The sequence below is a fragment of the Novosphingobium mississippiense genome, from assembly GCF_044029535.1.
Classification (GTDB): domain Bacteria; phylum Pseudomonadota; class Alphaproteobacteria; order Sphingomonadales; family Sphingomonadaceae; genus Novosphingobium.
The window spans coordinates 1,874,497-1,890,240 of record NZ_CP147003.1 but is presented as its reverse complement, the minus strand read 5'-3'; the positions used below and the strand labels follow the sequence as shown (position 1 = coordinate 1,890,240).

17 protein-coding genes are annotated in these 15,744 nt (G+C 56.6%); 9 read left to right on the top strand and 8 right to left on the bottom strand.

Annotated elements, in window-relative coordinates:
• Positions 1-2: 2 nt before the first annotated feature.
• A complete protein-coding gene (locus WBP06_RS26835; protein ID WP_279776125.1) occupies positions 3-281 on the bottom strand; it encodes a hypothetical protein in 279 nt (92 codons plus the stop codon).
• A 174-nt stretch (positions 282-455) separates the two neighbouring features.
• Here WBP06_RS26835 and WBP06_RS26830 point away from each other — a divergent pair, with 174 nt between their 5' ends.
• The 4 genes from WBP06_RS26830 (at position 456) to WBP06_RS26815 (ending at position 3,202) form a co-directional block, all read left to right on the top strand.
• Positions 456-1,211, top strand: coding sequence for a LuxR family transcriptional regulator (locus tag WBP06_RS26830; protein ID WP_279728012.1), 756 nt, complete (start codon positions 456-458; stop codon positions 1,209-1,211).
• A gap of 87 nt (positions 1,212-1,298) precedes the next feature.
• The gene (locus WBP06_RS26825; RefSeq protein WP_395335591.1) at positions 1,299-1,925 is read left to right on the top strand and encodes an acyl-homoserine-lactone synthase; all 627 of its coding nucleotides are present in this window, start codon (positions 1,299-1,301) and stop codon (positions 1,923-1,925) included.
• 12 nt (positions 1,926-1,937) lie between these two features.
• The gene (locus WBP06_RS26820; protein ID WP_279728014.1) at positions 1,938-2,852 is read left to right on the top strand and encodes a phytanoyl-CoA dioxygenase family protein; all 915 of its coding nucleotides are present in this window, start codon (positions 1,938-1,940) and stop codon (positions 2,850-2,852) included.
• A 5-nt stretch (positions 2,853-2,857) separates the two neighbouring features.
• Entirely contained in the window at positions 2,858-3,202 is a 345-nt protein-coding gene (locus WBP06_RS26815; protein ID WP_279728015.1) for a MarR family transcriptional regulator, read from the top strand.
• A gap of 21 nt (positions 3,203-3,223) precedes the next feature.
• Here the strand turns inward: WBP06_RS26815 and WBP06_RS26810 are convergent, their stop codons facing one another.
• A complete protein-coding gene (locus WBP06_RS26810) occupies positions 3,224-3,484 on the bottom strand; it encodes a helix-turn-helix domain-containing protein (RefSeq protein ID WP_279728016.1) in 261 nt (86 codons plus the stop codon).
• A 171-nt stretch (positions 3,485-3,655) separates the two neighbouring features.
• Here WBP06_RS26810 and WBP06_RS26805 point away from each other — a divergent pair, with 171 nt between their 5' ends.
• The 4 genes from WBP06_RS26805 to WBP06_RS26790 are packed head-to-tail and all read left to right on the top strand — an operon-like array spanning position 3,656 to position 9,957.
• Positions 3,656-4,213 carry an RNA polymerase sigma factor gene (locus tag WBP06_RS26805; RefSeq protein WP_279728017.1) on the top strand — a complete coding sequence of 186 codons (558 nt, stop codon included), beginning with the start codon at positions 3,656-3,658 and terminating at the stop codon, positions 4,211-4,213.
• Positions 4,210-5,247: a FecR family protein gene (locus WBP06_RS26800; RefSeq protein WP_279728018.1), complete on the top strand. Its 1,038-nt coding sequence runs from the start codon at positions 4,210-4,212 to the stop codon at positions 5,245-5,247. Before WBP06_RS26805 ends, WBP06_RS26800 begins: the two co-directional genes overlap by 4 nt.
• A gap of 43 nt (positions 5,248-5,290) precedes the next feature.
• Positions 5,291-7,897, top strand: coding sequence for a TonB-dependent receptor domain-containing protein (locus WBP06_RS26795; RefSeq protein WP_395335587.1), 2,607 nt, complete (start codon positions 5,291-5,293; stop codon positions 7,895-7,897).
• Positions 7,894-9,957: an Atxe2 family lasso peptide isopeptidase gene (locus tag WBP06_RS26790; RefSeq protein WP_395335585.1), complete on the top strand. Its 2,064-nt coding sequence runs from the start codon at positions 7,894-7,896 to the stop codon at positions 9,955-9,957. Before WBP06_RS26795 ends, WBP06_RS26790 begins: the two co-directional genes overlap by 4 nt.
• 26 nt (positions 9,958-9,983) lie before the next feature.
• On the opposite strand, the gene WBP06_RS26785 is transcribed toward WBP06_RS26790, so the two are convergent.
• The 6 genes from WBP06_RS26785 to WBP06_RS26760 form a co-directional block, all read right to left on the bottom strand.
• Positions 9,984-11,672, bottom strand: coding sequence for an asparagine synthetase B family protein (locus tag WBP06_RS26785; protein ID WP_279728021.1), 1,689 nt, complete (start codon positions 11,670-11,672; stop codon positions 9,984-9,986).
• Entirely contained in the window at positions 11,669-12,244 is a 576-nt protein-coding gene (locus WBP06_RS26780) for a lasso peptide biosynthesis B2 protein (protein ID WP_279728022.1), read from the bottom strand. Before WBP06_RS26780 ends, WBP06_RS26785 begins: the two co-directional genes overlap by 4 nt.
• Before the next feature lie 150 nt (positions 12,245-12,394).
• Positions 12,395-12,529 carry a benenodin family lasso peptide gene (locus WBP06_RS26775; protein ID WP_107917581.1) on the bottom strand — a complete coding sequence of 45 codons (135 nt, stop codon included), beginning with the start codon at positions 12,527-12,529 and terminating at the stop codon, positions 12,395-12,397.
• A 159-nt stretch (positions 12,530-12,688) separates the two neighbouring features.
• A complete protein-coding gene (locus tag WBP06_RS26770) occupies positions 12,689-13,327 on the bottom strand; it encodes a GntR family transcriptional regulator (protein WP_234415539.1) in 639 nt (212 codons plus the stop codon).
• A gap of 3 nt (positions 13,328-13,330) precedes the next feature.
• Complete coding sequence (locus WBP06_RS26765) at positions 13,331-13,741, bottom strand: helix-turn-helix domain-containing protein (RefSeq protein ID WP_048939501.1); 411 nt, start codon at positions 13,739-13,741, stop codon at positions 13,331-13,333.
• Between the two features lie 141 nt (positions 13,742-13,882).
• Positions 13,883-14,305: a hypothetical protein gene (locus WBP06_RS26760; protein WP_279728023.1), complete on the bottom strand. Its 423-nt coding sequence runs from the start codon at positions 14,303-14,305 to the stop codon at positions 13,883-13,885.
• 472 nt (positions 14,306-14,777) lie between these two features.
• On the opposite strand from WBP06_RS26760, the gene WBP06_RS26755 reads away from it, so the two are divergent.
• A complete protein-coding gene (locus tag WBP06_RS26755; protein WP_234415538.1) occupies positions 14,778-15,566 on the top strand; it encodes a DsbC family protein in 789 nt (262 codons plus the stop codon).
• Positions 15,567-15,744 lie beyond the last annotated feature (178 nt).

The window sequence follows — 15,744 nt, the reverse complement described above, 5'->3', positions numbered from 1 at the left end:
TATCAATGCACGTCCGGCTCGAAGTGTTCAACGATGCGAAGAAGCGCGTCCCGAACCTCTTCGACATCGACGCCGAGTGTCTCCGCAATGGCCGGGACAGGCTGTTTCTGGCGGAAAAAGAGGTCGACGGCCTCGGCTACATAGGGCGGCTCTTCGCGCAGTATCGCTTCAAGCTTGCGGGTATGGCGCGCAAGCTGCCGTTTGCGTTGCCAACGGGTATGCGCACCACGCGCACGAAGAAGAAATTCGCGAAACGCGGTCAGGATTTTTTGTGTGGGCATGGCAGGTTCCACGCTGAAAATGAGGAAAACTACAGATCATCTGTCTTCCTCCTCCCGCTCCACTTCGCGAGACGCCGAAAATATGACGTTCGCCCTCAAACATAACGCCGAACATGGCGCGATCAATGGATGCGTTGAAAGGAAATTTCCGAACATGAATTAAGGAGGCATACGATGTTCGACAGGGACGACTACAAGCAGATAGTCAGTGTTCTGGGGGAGACGTCAGACGATAACCGGGTCTATGAAGCCCTTGAACGCCTGACTTTCGTTTTGGGATTCGACCGGTTCGCGATCAGCCATCATGTCGATCTGCTGCACCCGCCGGTCGGCGCTTATGGTCTCACCAATTACGACAGCGACTGGCTGAATGAGATCATAAGCGGACAGTATTTCCTCGATGACCCGGTCCAGATCTCATGCGACGGGCGAAACACCGGCTTCCTCTGGCCCAATCCCCGGATGCTGAAAACGCTCACGCCGCGTCAGCGCTACATCTTCGAACAGGGTGCGAAGCGGAACCTGCGCGGCGGTTACACGGTACCGATGCACCTTCCCGGCGAATATGCCGGAAGCTGCACTTTCGCCACCTCCCAGCTTGACACAGTGCCATCCGAGGCGATGCCTGCCGCCTTCTTCGCCGTGTCCTTCGCCTTTGAAGCGATGCGGCGCGTCGTAAGGCTCCGGGCAGGTCTTGAACTCCCCGCGCCGCCCAAGCTCAAACCCCGAGAGCGAGAAGTGTTGATCCTGCTCGGGCGCGGCAAGACCTATGGCGAGATCGCGGACATCCTGCACCTCTCGGAACATACGACGCATGAATATGCCAAGCGGATCATGCGGGCCTATGGAAATATCCAGCGCAACAATCTGATAGCACGCGCCCTGTTCGACGGCATCGTCACCTATCCCGAGTTGCTCTCGATGCACTGATCAAGTCCCAGTTCCGGGTACAGACTCGCGGTGTCCCTCACACCGATGATGCTCCCTGCCGATTCCGGCCACACAGGGAGCATCACCATGATCCGGATTTTCGAAGGACACGAACCGCCGGGCGCCAACCCGGTTCTCGACGCCATGCATCATGCGCGCAAGCGGGTGTTCGTGGACCTGCTAGGCTGGGACGTCCCGGTGGTCGCCGAAGCGTTCGAAATCGACCAGTTCGATGATGACCACGCAATCTACATCGTCGTCAGCGATGACAGCGGTGCCCATGAGGGATCCATCCGCCTGTTGCCCAGCGACCGGCCGCATGTGCTGGAGACGATCTTTCCTTCGCTATGCGACGCAAGCGTGCCCGTTGGCCCGCAAATCTTCGAACTGAGCAGGCTATGCCTTTCGCGCGGCCTGCGGGCCGCCAGGAGGCTGGAAGTCCGCAATGCGCTCGCGACAGCCGTGGTTCAGTTCGCCCTCCAGCGCGGCATCGCCGGGTATAGCTGCGTTGCCGATTCCAGCTGGCTCAGCCAGATCCTCTCGCTGGGCTGGACGGTTCGGCCACTGGGTATACCGCAGATGATCTCGGGTCTGCCGACCGGCGCCCTCCTCATCGAAATCGATGCCGACACCCCTGCCAAGTTGCGGGCGGCCGGAACCCACGTTCCGATGCGCATACTTCCCACCGCGGCGATCGATCGCAAAGCCGCCTGAAGGGAGATGGTCATGACCCTCATTGCTATCGACAGCCTGCAGCGCGACATCGCGCACTATGGCGACCAACTCGACCGGGACGGCTACTGCATCGTCCGCGGTGCAGCCCCGCGACTTCTGGTCGAAAAGCTGGGCGATGATCTGCGGGCCGGTTTCGAAACCACACCGCTCTCGCGAGGGCCCTTCTACGGCGACACGACGCGGCGGTTTCATGGGCTTCTGCACCGTTCGCCGCGCGCTGCCGGTTTCGTTCTCGATCCCCTAATCCACGGTCTTGCCGAGCGAATTCTCCGGCCCTGGTGCGATACGATCCAGCTCAACCTCACCCAGGCGATCGAGATTGAACCGGGCGGCCTGCCACAGCCCCCGCACCGAGACCAGGACATGTGGCCCATCCATGCGCCCGGCGTCGAATATCTTCTCAACGCCATGTGGCCCTTTTCCACTTACACGGCCGAGAATGGCGCAACGCGGGTCTGGCCGGGCAGTCATCGGCGCCAGGATGAAATCTTCATCGGCATGGAAGAGGCTGTTCCTGCAGAAATGGAGCCGGGTGATGCCCTGCTGTTCCTCGGATCCACCCTTCATGCAGGCGGGGCGAACGTGACCGCGACGCCGCGGCGCGGGATGATCATCAGTTACAGTCTCGGATGGCTCAAGCCTTACGAACTGCCGTGGCTTGCCTATCCGCCACATGTCGCTCGGTCACTGCCGCGCGATGTGATGGGCCTTGCTGGCTACCGCGCCCATCGGCCCAACCTCGGCACTTACGAGGGGCGCTGCCCCTCGCTGCTGCTGGATGAAGCGCAGAACGGTCCGGTCGGCGCAATCGACATGCTTCGCCCGGATCAGGAGGCGCTGATCGCCGACTATCGGTCGGGGCTCCTGCCGGTCGCTCCCGCCCCGCTTCGGACCAGGGCTGGGTAAGCGCCATGGATCAGCGACAGCGCATATGCGAAGCGCTCAAGCAGCAGCACCGCCTCGCTGAGCTCAAGCTCGGGCTCGAAAGGCGGCAATGGCCAGAATGGCTCATGGTGATCGATCTCTATCGCGCGAAGGAGCAGGGGATGAGAGAGGGGTTCAAGGCACTCGCCGCGACATCCGGGCTCTCAACCGCGACGGCCTTCCGCCGCACGGTGGAGATGATCGATGCGGGCATGTTGGACCGTAAGGCCGATCCAGAGGACCGGAGGCGAAGCCTTGTTTCGCTATCGGACAGGACCCGGTGCCGGATGGATCACATTATGGATGAGTTGGGAGATATTTTGAAAAACTGACTGGGACGCAAGCGACGAATATCAAACCCGTCGGCCCCTTGGGATAGGCGGGTATTGATCATCAGGATATTCATCCAGAGGGACAAAGAGCTCACTTGGGTTGATATTTAAGGCGCTCGCTAGCCGCTCCAGCGCTTTCACTGACGGGTTACGATTTGCGCATTCAATCCCGCTGACATAGCTCCGCTTCATTTCGATCGATAAGGCAAGCTGCTCCTGGGTCATTCCCTGCAGCTTGCGATGATGCTTCACATTTCGGGCGAGGATACGAACCAACTCCATGAAATGGAGATGGCGATACTCGCCAACCCATGTCTGTCCCTTAATCGTGCCATTTGTGATTGCGTCATGGGGCTCTAGGTGGTTATCATGTAACGATAAGGAGGCATTTGAGCGCCAAAAGCGGGTCCAGTCGCTTGTAACTCAGGAGCTTCCCAGCGTGAGGCGGTGGAAGTGGATGACGGTCAATCTCTTAGCGGTGCAGACGAAACAGATGGTACGATTGATAGCGCGAGCCACGATGTAATCGTCCAACTCTACTGTGAAGAAAGTCGGTGGCTAACGCGGTACTTCTATCGCAATTCAATATCCGCAGCGGAAGCCGATGAGCTTACCCAAGAGACGTTCGTTCGGTTTATTCGAAGTGGCGCAGTTAAAATTCTCACGACGCCCCAAGCCTATCTACGCCGTATTGCTATCAATCTGCTGCGCGACCGCGCAGATCTCTCTGCAACCCGCGTGGATAATAGGAAAAGTCCTTTGTCGGATGCTGACGACATCCCTACCCCATTCGATCCGCTTCGAATTTTGACTGCTCGCCAGGACATCGCTCTTTGTGAGAGGCTGCTGGAGGAACTTGACCCCTTCGATCGCGAACTGTTTCTTCTCAACCGAGTGGAAGGGTATAGTTTTCGCGAGATCGGGCGGCGCAAGGGACTGAATGAGTGGGCGGTGAAGAGAAAGATATTCAAGGTGTTGGACCATCTGTTGGACGGGATGGAAGGCCAATGACGGACGAAGAACCGGGCTTGCTCACCCTCAGCCAGCAGGCACGCCGCTGGGCGATGGCGGTCCGCGAGAACCCGGCACGAAAGCCTGCTGCTAGGAATTGGTGCGCGCAGTCGCCCGAGCACCAGGCCGCATTCGACGTCGCCGACGCCGCGATATCGAACATCGTTGATCCCGCATCTGTGAGATTTCGCGAACGTCAAAACAGTCACAAGAGCGACAGCCGGCCCCGAAGGCCCTGGGCAAAGTTGGCGATCGCCGCATCGCTCGCCGCCATCCTTCTGCTGGGAGCGCATTTTGTGCTTGGTCAGAATTTGCGTTCGCCCTCCGCACCTACGCCGATTGCATCCTCCGACGGGAAGTATGACGATCCGCCGCTTATCTTCACGACCCGAAAAGGTGAGGTCAGAAATATCACGCTTGCGGATGGCTCGGTAGTGACGCTCGATACCGATAGCCGGTTGCTCGTCTGGATGCATAGGGACCGCCGGGACGTCACGCTCGATCATGGCCGCGCCATCTTCGCCGTTGCTCATGATGTTTCGCGCCCTTTCACCGTCACCGCGGATGGCGGCACTACCACAGCGCTCGGCACGCGGTTCGGTGTGGAACGGCGCGCGCATTGCCAGATGAATGTGGTATTGTACGAAGGGCGTATCGCAGTCACTCCGCCATGCGAGACACGCAAGCCATCGGCGTCGGCAGCGAAGAGCTACCTTCAACCAGGCGAACGGATACGCTACTCTGGCACACCCACGGTAACCGGTAATGCTGTCACCGAACCGGCGCCGGCCAACGACGAGCAATGGACAATCGGCGTGAAGAGCTATGACGATGAGGCCGTTAATGTGATCCTCGCCGAGGTGAACCTCTATTCCGACGTCAAGCTGGTGGCAGCTTCTCCAGAAATTGCCGCGATGCGGGTGAGTGCGGAGTTGCATATCCGCAATCCCGAAAGTGTGGCGAAACATCTTGCTCGCGCGCTTGGCCTTACCGTTGAAAATCAAGGGTCGGACAGGCTCGTACTGACAAAATAATTGGCGGAATGCTCGCCGCCGAATTTCTCCCGTCAAGCTTTGTATGCGCGTCACGCAACGCGCCATCCAGGCAATGGGGGATGAAATGCGAGTGGTTCGTAACGGCTTTTTCGTCGGCGTTTGTGCCTGCGCGTTGATCAGCGCTACATCTGCAATGGCGCAAGCCGATCAGGTTCGGAACTTCGATTTACCCGCCCAGTCTCTAACCGAGGCACTGCGAGCCGTTGCCCGCCAAAGTGGGTTGGAATTTTCTGCCCCGGCGGACCCGCTGCGGGGAAAGACCTCTAAGCCGCTCAAGGGTCAATTTTCACCCGCACAGGCCGCAAAGCGATTGCTGAAAGGCACCTCCCTAACGGCCGAAGTTATCGACGGCGCATTGATCGTCCGTGCCGGAAGAGTATCCTCCGTCGCGAGCACATCGGGAAACGGTAATGATATCATTGTAACCGGATCGCGCCTGTCATCTGGGGAATCCTCTTCCCCTACAATCCAACTCGATGCAGACACGATCAAGTTGGCGGGACAAACCGACGTCGGCGCAGCGATGCGAGCGCTTCCACAAAACTTCAGTGGGGGACAAAATCCTGGAGTGGCAGCAGGTGCCATTGGCATCACCAATCAAAATCTCACTTCTGGTTCTTCCCCCAACCTGAGAGGATTGGGAGCCGATGCCACTCTCACACTTCTGAATGGTCACCGCCTCTCGTTCGGATCCTTTGTCCAGGCAGTCGATGTCAGCGCAATTCCTCTCGCCGCCATCGACCGGATCGAGATTGTCCCCGATGGGGCGTCCGCTGTCTACGGCTCAGATGCTGTTGCCGGCGTGGTGAATGTTATTCTAAAGCAAAACTATAATGGTCTTTCCCTGCTTGCAAATCTCGGGGGAGCAACCGATGGCGGCGATTTCAAGCAACAATATAGCGCGGTCGCTGGTCGAACATGGTCCACGGGCGGTTTCATGGCTGCATTCAGTCATGACAGGAACTCAGCGATCTTCTCCAGTCAGCGCGAATTTACAGCGTATATGCCAGACGGAAACACGCTATATCCCAAAACAAATCAGAATAGCCTCGTAATTACGGGACGGCAGGATATTTCTTCGGGAATCGAGGCATATCTCGACGCCACCTACAACGTGAGAACCGCGTTTTCCTCACAAGGCACGTCTTCTGGGTATGTGTACACGAACACCCCGAAAACCCGTGATTTCTCGGTATCACCCTCCGTGCAAATGTCTCTGGGTTCACGGTGGGGCGTGCGGATTTCAGGTACGTACGGCCGCAGCAAGACCGAATACGATCAAACCACTTTCTATCAGGGGGAAACTGCAGCCAGAACTCGCGGGTGCTATTGCAATGTTCTGGGCGGTGTTGAGGCTTACGCTTCAGGGCCGCTCGTCACTATCAATGGCAATACTCTCGATCTCGTCGCCGGGGGCGGGTACCGTTACAACCACTACGAAACGGTGCGCTACAACACCTCCGCAACCGATAACGATGGCTCCATCAGTAGCTACTATGCATTCTCCGAAATCTCGATACCGTTTGTAAAGCCGGGCCAAGGCTCTCCATTATTGGAAAAATTGATCTTTAACGCAGCGTTGCGGTATGAACGATATCCGCAGATTGCGTCCGTAGCAGTGCCAAAGATCGGAGTGATTTACGGGCTATCACCGTCTGTTGAGATAAAGGCTACCTGGGGAAAATCCTTCAAGGCGCCGATGCTTTATTATAAATTCGCTGATCGTGTGGCCTATTTATACCCCGTTTCAGCGTTTGGTGGAGCACAGCGCTACCCAGCCGGCTCAATACTACTGGTTGACGTCGGAGGTAACACGAACCTCAAACCAGAAAGGGCGACATCATGGTCAACAACTCTTTCCGTTCACCCTGTCGAAATACCGCGACTGAATCTGCAAGCCACTTATTTTCATGTTAACTACAAGGATCGGATCATCCAGCCTGTCCCCGGCGCGGCATCTTCGAGCATATTGTCCGGGACCTCGCCCTATGACTCATTTATAACGTACGACCCATCCCAAAGCATAGCTGACGCAATTTTGGCGGGAGCCGACAAGATATACAATTACGGCGGAACGGATGCCGCAAACAACATCGTTGCCATTCTCAATAATAGATACATCAACGCGGCACGCCAAAGTATCCATGGTATAGATATCACCATGGACTATAAAATTCCGCTCGACTCCTCCTCTGTGGTCCTGAATGCGAGCGGATCGTGGCTGTGGTCTAATCAGAAAGTCAGCGATAGCTTGCCGGTCACGCAGCTTGCAGGGACGATATTCAATCCTCCGCGGTTCAAAGCGCGAGCCAGCGTGGGCTGGATGAACGATGCGTTCTCGTTGATGACCTTCGTCAACCATCTGAGCAGCCTGGAAGATAACCGGTCCACCCCGTCCGGTCGAATAGCTTCACAGACGACGTTAGATGCTTCGATCCGATATAAGATGCAGAACCGCGCCGGACCTCTTCAGAACGTTAGCATAACCCTTAGCGCTCAAAACATACTCAATCGCAGACCTCCCTACTCTGCGCCGACAAGCGGGCAAACTTATTACGTTAACTATGACTCAACAAACCATTCTCCGATCGGACGATTTATAAGCGCCACAATATCCAAGGACTGGTGATTAATTTAACCCCTTCCAATCCGATGGATGCCATTATGACAAAATACTTATATTCATCTGCACTAATTATAATGGGCGCTACCGCCTTGATCCCTTCGACATTGTGGGCCCAGGCGCATCGTTGCAGCCTGCGTATCGACCCAACGGACACGAATAGCAGAAGGAGCATCTCAACGGATGACCTTCTCCGGCTGAGAGATTTCGGCAGTCTATCAACTTCCATTTCCTCTGAACCTTTTCAGGTCGGGCCCAACGGGTCGCTCCTTGCGCTACATCTTAGAAGGGCAGATGCCACGACAGATAGCTATTGCACCGCGATCATTCTTGTCCCGTTACGCGGGCGGCAAAAGCCCACCATAATCGATGATGGCGGGGAAATACTCCCATTTTCAGGTTATAGATTCGGGGTGGCGCAACCCCCGCTAGGTATTCCCAAAGACGCGATTCTGCGCTGGTCGCCCACGGGGAATGCGCTTGCCTATACTAAAATCTTTGCTGATCACTCTGAAATTTGGCGGTACGATCTGACCAGACGCAGCTTGCAGAAACTGCTGACCAGCCCGGTCGATATCGATGCGTTGGCTTGGTCAGAAGACGGATCAGCAATTCTGTACTCAAGTCGACCTGGTACCGTTGACGCGCGAGAGTCGATCACAAATGAGGGGCGCAGCGGATATCGCTATGACGGCCGCTTCGTGCCATATGCCAGTGACCAGCCATTTGTATCGTCGGATATTCCGCTCAGGAATTTTGCAATCGATCCGAACAGCGGCGAACCCGTGGCGCTGCCAACCCGGTCGGAAAATTTGCTCCCTCCTTCTTTTGGCTGGCCCAACGCGGTCACTGCCTTCGCGAAGGCTGCAGGCAATGCCAATACCGCCTATGCCTATACATCGGGAAAGTTATATCGGGAGAACCCTCAGTTAAAGGCGAACGTTGCTGGTCGCACGATTGAATGCCGGCAAACGTCGTGCTCGAACGCTCAGGGACTGTGGTGGTCATCCGATGGGAGCACGCTTTGGTATGAGCGCCGCACCGGCGTCGCCGATAGTGTCACAGAATTTTATGCCTGGAAGCCTGGCCGATCGGCACCCAAACTCCTATTGAGCACGCAAGACGCCATCTTTGGTTGTAAGCGCGTGCGGATTGAACTGGTATGCGCACTGGAAAGTTCGACGAGCCCCCGCTCAATTGTCGCAATTGCGTTGAATGACGGGACGCGACGATCCGTATTTGAGCCTAACCCGGAGTTTGCATCGCTAACGCTGGGAACAGTAAAGCGCCTGGAATGGGCCAACTCCTTTGGCATTTCGACCTTCGGCGATCTTGTGCTCCCACCCGATCGGAAAAACAATCAAAGACTGCCGCTTGTGATCGTTCAATATGATTCTCGCGGCTTTTTGCGGGGCGGGACGGCGGATGAATATCCCATCCAGGCATTGGCAGCACGCGGATTTGCCGTGCTGAGCTTCAATCGCCCGCCCCGGTTTGGCAGCACTTTACCTGTGACAAATGAACAGGAATATATGCGAGCCAATAATGACGGATGGGTAGATCGCAAAAGTAACGTTTCGTCATTTGAAAAGATCATCCAAAGGCTGACCGCCGAAGGTATTATCGACCCTCAGCGCGTGGCCATAACCGGACAAAGCGACGGAGCTTCAACAGCGACTTACGCGCTCGCGAATTCAAATTTGTTCTCGGCTGCGATCCTGAGCACTTGCTGCCAGGCAGATACGATGTTGGCGTTTGGAGGCGAAGGCCTCGCTGACTTTTATGTTCAGGGCGGGTATCCCGCGTCTCGCTATTCCAATCGGAATTTCTGGCACGAGGGCGCGCTAGAGAGCGCCACAAAGGCTCGGCCAGTCCCGTTGCTCATCCAGGCATCGTCGGTCGAGTTTCGCTTGGGTTTGACGACATACAGCGAGCTACGTCACCGTGGATGGCCAGTCGAAATGTTTATTTATCCCGATGAAGGACACGTCAAAATCCATCCTGTCCATCGCGACGCAATCTACAGACGCAACGTGGAGTGGCTGACAGAAAAATTGGCCCAATAGATCGGCTAGCTTGACGGAAAGCTGTATCAAATCCAATGACGGCACCAGGTCTCAATCTCGTGAATATGGAGAATGCGACTGGCACGAACCCTCTGGAACCGATCATCCAAGCGCGCGGCCTTTACCGCGTCGATGTCAAGAAGTCCCTGATCAGCGAGTAGACCATTTTCCAAATCATCAAACACACTGTCACGGTTTACGCTAAAGATTTGATAGACGATGGAGTCGAAAGCGCCTTTTGACGTGCGGTTAACAAGCTCGGACGGCAGATATTTCTGCATCGCAGCCCGTGCGACTGCCCTGTCCTGGCCGCCCGATATAGATAACCACGTCGGCAATGACAGGCAGGCCTCCATTATTGGCTGAGAAAGTAAAGGGTATATCGTCGGCACGTTACTGAAGATGTTCAGATAGTCAGTTGACGACGCACCTCCCGCCATGTTCCTCACAAGCTGTCTTTGACCGGGAAGCTTACCTCGAATTTCGTTAAGCCAGGGATGCCATTGCTCCACAGGCATCGATAAGGCACGTCTGGTGAGAAACTCCTTCTGGCGAGGCCAGGAAACGAGCATGTCCCTTTTCCAGATTGCGCGGCCCCCTTGCTTGAGAACTTCGGGCAAGGAAGCTCCTGTCGCATGGGCGACATTTATCGCCACATGAAGGAGGGACCAGGAGAAACCTTCGGTCAGTTGAAGGTCCGCCAAAGGGTACGCCGAATGAAGCTTCCCTAGAACATTATCGCCTCCGCCACCGTTGAAATGAGCGGAATTTCCTACCATTTCGGCACGACAAGCTGAAGCATCGTCATAGCCTTGGGTAAAAAGCCGCGCCGATGGTCGAGGGCGCGAGGACGACCTATTCTCCTGCACCGATACCTTCGTGACTTCAGACGTAATGCAATGAAGCGGCAATTTGATGTGGCTCGCCAGCAACTCGGCATAGTGTTGTTCGCCACCACCTTGCGTATTCGTTAAAAAGTGCATCAGATCTACATCGGATACGCGCGCCGCGATTGCTGCGATGATAGATGAGTCAAGCCCGCCAGATACGGAAACTGCTGGATTTTTGTAGCAACCACACCACGTCTGAATAGTTTCCACGAGCGCATGCTCTAGTATTTCCGTGGCTTCGTCGAATGTCGCCTTTTCATTTGTACCGATAGCCTCAGCGATATTCCATAATATTTCACGTCGTGCGCCACACGGATTAACTGCAACCATTTCGCCGGGAACCACTTCGGCAATTCCCTGAAGTGCCGTCTCATGCAATCGGAGATCAGGCGACAACAGGCTCGTGGCGATCGTGTCCCAATTTATGCGCGACGGAATCCCCAGATTGGTAATGATGCTCGATGCGTCCGTTCCGATGGCCACGCGATTTTCGATATAGCCATAATAACATGGGACCATTCCAGATGGATCTCGATATATTGCGGTTAAGCTGGAACCTGGATCATGCCCTATGGCGACAAAGCGGCCCCAATGGTGATTGGCGATATATTTAATACAGGACAATACATCGGCTAAATCCGTGAGATCACCTTTAAGTTCTGGAAAACAGTCCCCGATAACGACAACCGATCCCTGTCTTAAGAGCTGGACAATAAGATCAGTGCTGGTGAATATCTGCCTAATTACGGATGATGGACCCGCTTTATGGTCGTAAAACTCCCCCATGCCCTTCGGATTTACGACGAAGGAATAAGAGGTATTCATGGGAGAGTCAGGATCGGATGGAAGCTGCGGACGGTACTGATCTCTTGCCCCAACACGAAATCGTCTTGTTGTACCCAGCAGTGTGCCTGAAACGGATTAATTCGAACACCGAATACAATCTTTGTGGGTATGCCATAGAACGCAAGCATGGCCTTCAGCGCCAGCGCATCCGGTAAGCATTGATCTTTGCGCACAAACAGTAAGGCCGCCCGCCGGAATGCCGTTAAACACATTTGGAGGTTATCGGTTTGTGCTTCCCTTCCTGAAGTCCGCCCTATGGCTTTACATATTGCGACGGATCGCTTCAGCGGGATGGCCTTTACCGCCACATGAAACAGACCCAGAAGCAGGGTGGCAACCGTAAACAGATAGAGCTGCTGAAATCTTCGCGTTGATTTATACCTTCCAACTCTTGAGCCTCGGGGAGACACCATGGAGTCTGAAGTGGCGAGCATAGGGATAGCTTTTGGAGAGAAGAACAGTCCTGTTTTGATCAATTCTCGTGACTTGTCTATGTCAATATCTGATCCTGCTATGACATTTCGAATCGCATCATGGAGACGAATAGGCAAGGTACAATATCGGTTTCTGTCTATGTCGAGAAAGAAATACCTTCCTTCAACATAGCAGCATCCCACTCTTGGTTTCAGAACTAGGGAAGGCATGACACACCCCAGGCGTAGTGCTTGGCCCGGTGATCATACCGGGCCAAGCCGTTGGACTCAGTCTTCCAGCAAACCGAAAGACGGCTGTCCGCGCGGGTAATCGTCACCTTCCAGGCCTTGGCCCTGAGTAACCTCGGTTGCCAGTCCGAGTTCGACCACACCGTCATCGGTGGCTTCGTATTCGCGTTCCATACTTACCTCCTTCTATTCGCCACACTGTTCGTGGCGACAGAAAGGCTATGCCGGAACCCTAATATATTCAGCCTCTTTTGCTTTCATGGTGAAACTAATAACGACCAATATTGCGAAATAATCTTTCACATGCATCGGTTGTCATTTTATGGCGTAATTTCAGCTTTGTAATCGCGATTTGAGCGATTCAGAAAGCATATTGGCAGCCCGAATTCGGCGACGGTGATAGTTCCAGAGGGCCTCCAGAAGCCTGCTTCCGGGCTCAAATCTTGCCAATACATTGGCAGAGACGAGTTCTTCGGCACAGTCCGACCAGCGTTCCGTTTCGACGAGTCGCATAGTGCGCAGACGCTCACCCGCATTGGCGACAGCGGCCACGAGCTCGTTGGAAGAGGATCTGTTCGCCAGCGTGAGAAACATACGCTCCGCGGTCGCGACGATGCGATCGGGATTACTGTAATCGGTCAGCCATCCCTCGCGCGCCACCGGTTCCCGAAGCGCCTTTGGTCCGATCGCCTTGATGGCCATGCGCATGAGATGACCATGCCATGTGTAGCAATCTCTGAGTGCGTCGGCACTCCAGCTGGGCACTCTAAATCCCCGATGCGGGCCCGTCTGCAGGAGCCCCTCGCCATAAAGGCGATGCAAGCCGTCGCGGACCGGCGAGCCGCCGGCCCCAATATCCTCGGCGATAGCCGCAATCGACAGCTCCGTGTCGGACGCATAGCGCCCCGAGAGCACGGCTTCCTTAAGGTCCGCATAGACTTTCTCACCCTGGCGCGTTCCCGGCGACATCATCGTTCAGTCGTCGGGCGTTTGGTCGGCATCGCGTGCGAAGAGCTGGTGCGAGAGCGTGTCGAGGTTGTGCCGGGCAATGGCATCTATGCAGACGGTTTCGAGCTTCGAGAGGTCTCCTTCGAGTAGGCCGCGGGGAAAAACCCGCTGATGTTCCATGAACAGCAGCGGAATAACGAGATGCCCGGTCGAAAGCCCCAGGGCATGGGCGCAGCGGAAGTGATCGTCGAGCCGCGACTTGGGGTTCCCGGCCTCGATCTCGCGCAGCCAGCGCGCGCCGATGCCGACGCGGGCCGCGAAGTCTTCCTGCGTAATCTTTTCGGTACGCCGTTGCATTTCTATCCGTCTCCCCGACATCAGCTTGATCGTCGCAAGCACCGAGGGATCGCGTGCAGTGGGCATCGCCTGAAGCGGCATGACAAGATCTCCCTGCCAATGGCTCAAAGCTCCCGTGCACAGCCCAGTTCGGAGAAAATGTTGTTCGTTACGCCAAACGTCAATCCGGTAACGCTTTCATGGTGAAAGCATTATTCAAATAATCCCTACAGATAGTCGGTATCAGCGCGATCGCCGGACCGGAATGGTCCGGGCGGCTCTTCGATAGGCGGCCTGGACCTCTCCGTCCTCGGAACTCAGCAGCAGACTGAGACCGGCATTATAAAGGCGCCATGTCGCTATGGATCGACCACAGTTGCCACTATCGGCAAGGCGCGCGCCAACCTGCTCAACGAGATCGACAAGGTGTGATGTCGTCCCCACGAAGCGGTTCGAGGAACCACCCAGCGCATTGCACACCGGGGATTCCAGTTCGGCAGCGATATCCGCCGGATCACTCGCATCGAGCAGGCTCATGGCGACATAGAGCGTCATGCCATAGGGGATGAATTCCTTCGCCAGGCGCGCAACCCGGCAATGGCAGGCGAGGAACTGATCGATGCCCTGCCCTGAGAGCTGCAGCTTGTATGTTCTCGAAGTTCTCATGCCGAGGCTCCCTGGCTGATTCGCGATCGAAGCGAACCGTCGTGCGACAGCGCTCCCACAGACAAGACGGTAAAATCGACGTCGCAGGGCACGAAAAGCGGAACTGATGTGCCGATTCCGGCACTGTATTTCCGAACCGGCATCTCAGTACCCTGCCTATTGTGCGGGTTATTTCTTCGCTTCATCCTTCATCCATCCGATCACCACGGGGAAGGCGAGCGCAGCCCAAACCACGCTCCCAGCCAGAACCGCATGACGAAAGCCGGCGGCGCGCGGAATCGCACGCGCCGGAAGAAGGAGGCGTGTGCCAATGTTCCACAATCCTCGTGAATTGGCGATGACCGTCAGGCTACATCTCGTGCCCGGAACCGGGCACGCTGCGGCGCAGCGGAAAGACTCGGCCGCGACTTCGTCATGGCCGAAGCGGCCGGGTTTATTTGGTAGCGTGGCTGGTGTCGCAGCGCTGGCGTTCATGTCGGCTGCCCCCGTCCATGCTGGTGAACCGGATCAGATCACGGCCCAGCCCCAAGATGCTGCGAAAGCGCAGGCTCACGGTGACCCGCTGGCCAACGCGCAGGCCGATGCCGAGCAGCAGTTGCACCAGACCTTTACCAACCTGCGCTTCGAGGATTTTGGTCCCGCACCGGTCGAAGGTCCGCTCTATCAGGCCACTGCGGGCGGCAAGATCATCTATTTCGCGCCGCAGAGCGAGCATCTGCTGTTCGCCACGGTCTACGATCGTAATGGCGTGAACCTTACGGCGCTTGCCCAGGAACAGGGCGCGAGCCGGCGCCTGAAGGCGATCGATCCCGCCAAGGCCCTGGCGATCGGCCCAGGGGACGCGCCGACGGTGATCGAATTCACCGATCCCGACTGCCCCTACTGCCAGGCGCTAGACCGCTACTGGAACGCCAAGGCAGCCGAAGGCAAGCCGGTCCGGCGTCTGATCTTCTTCGTGAGCGGCATCCACCCGACCGCCGCCGCCAAGGCAGAGCATATCCTGTGCTCGCCCGATCGCGAGGCAGCGTTCAGGGCCGCGTATTCGGGCCAGACCCCGCCGGTTCTGCGCCAGTGCGCGGCAGGCCGCGACAAGGTCGCCGCCGATGCCGAACTGGTAGCCAGGGTGGGTGTCTCGGGAACGCCGACCCTCATCGCGGACGGCAAGCTCATCTCGGGCTTCCAGCAGGCCGAGCTCGAGGCGTTCCTCGACCGGCATGCGAAGCCCGCGCCGACGAAGGCAGTGACCGATGCGCCGCGCTGACTTCACACGCACCGTCGCGGCAAGCGACGATCTCTTTCCGGAGGACATCCAGCCTGCGCCGATCCCGGCGGGGCGGGTGAACCAGGATGCCGGCGGCGGCGGGCTCATGGAGCCGTCCACCGACGCCCCGGCCGACACCGATCCCCGTCGATGCCGGCAGGCGAATGTCCGGACGGCT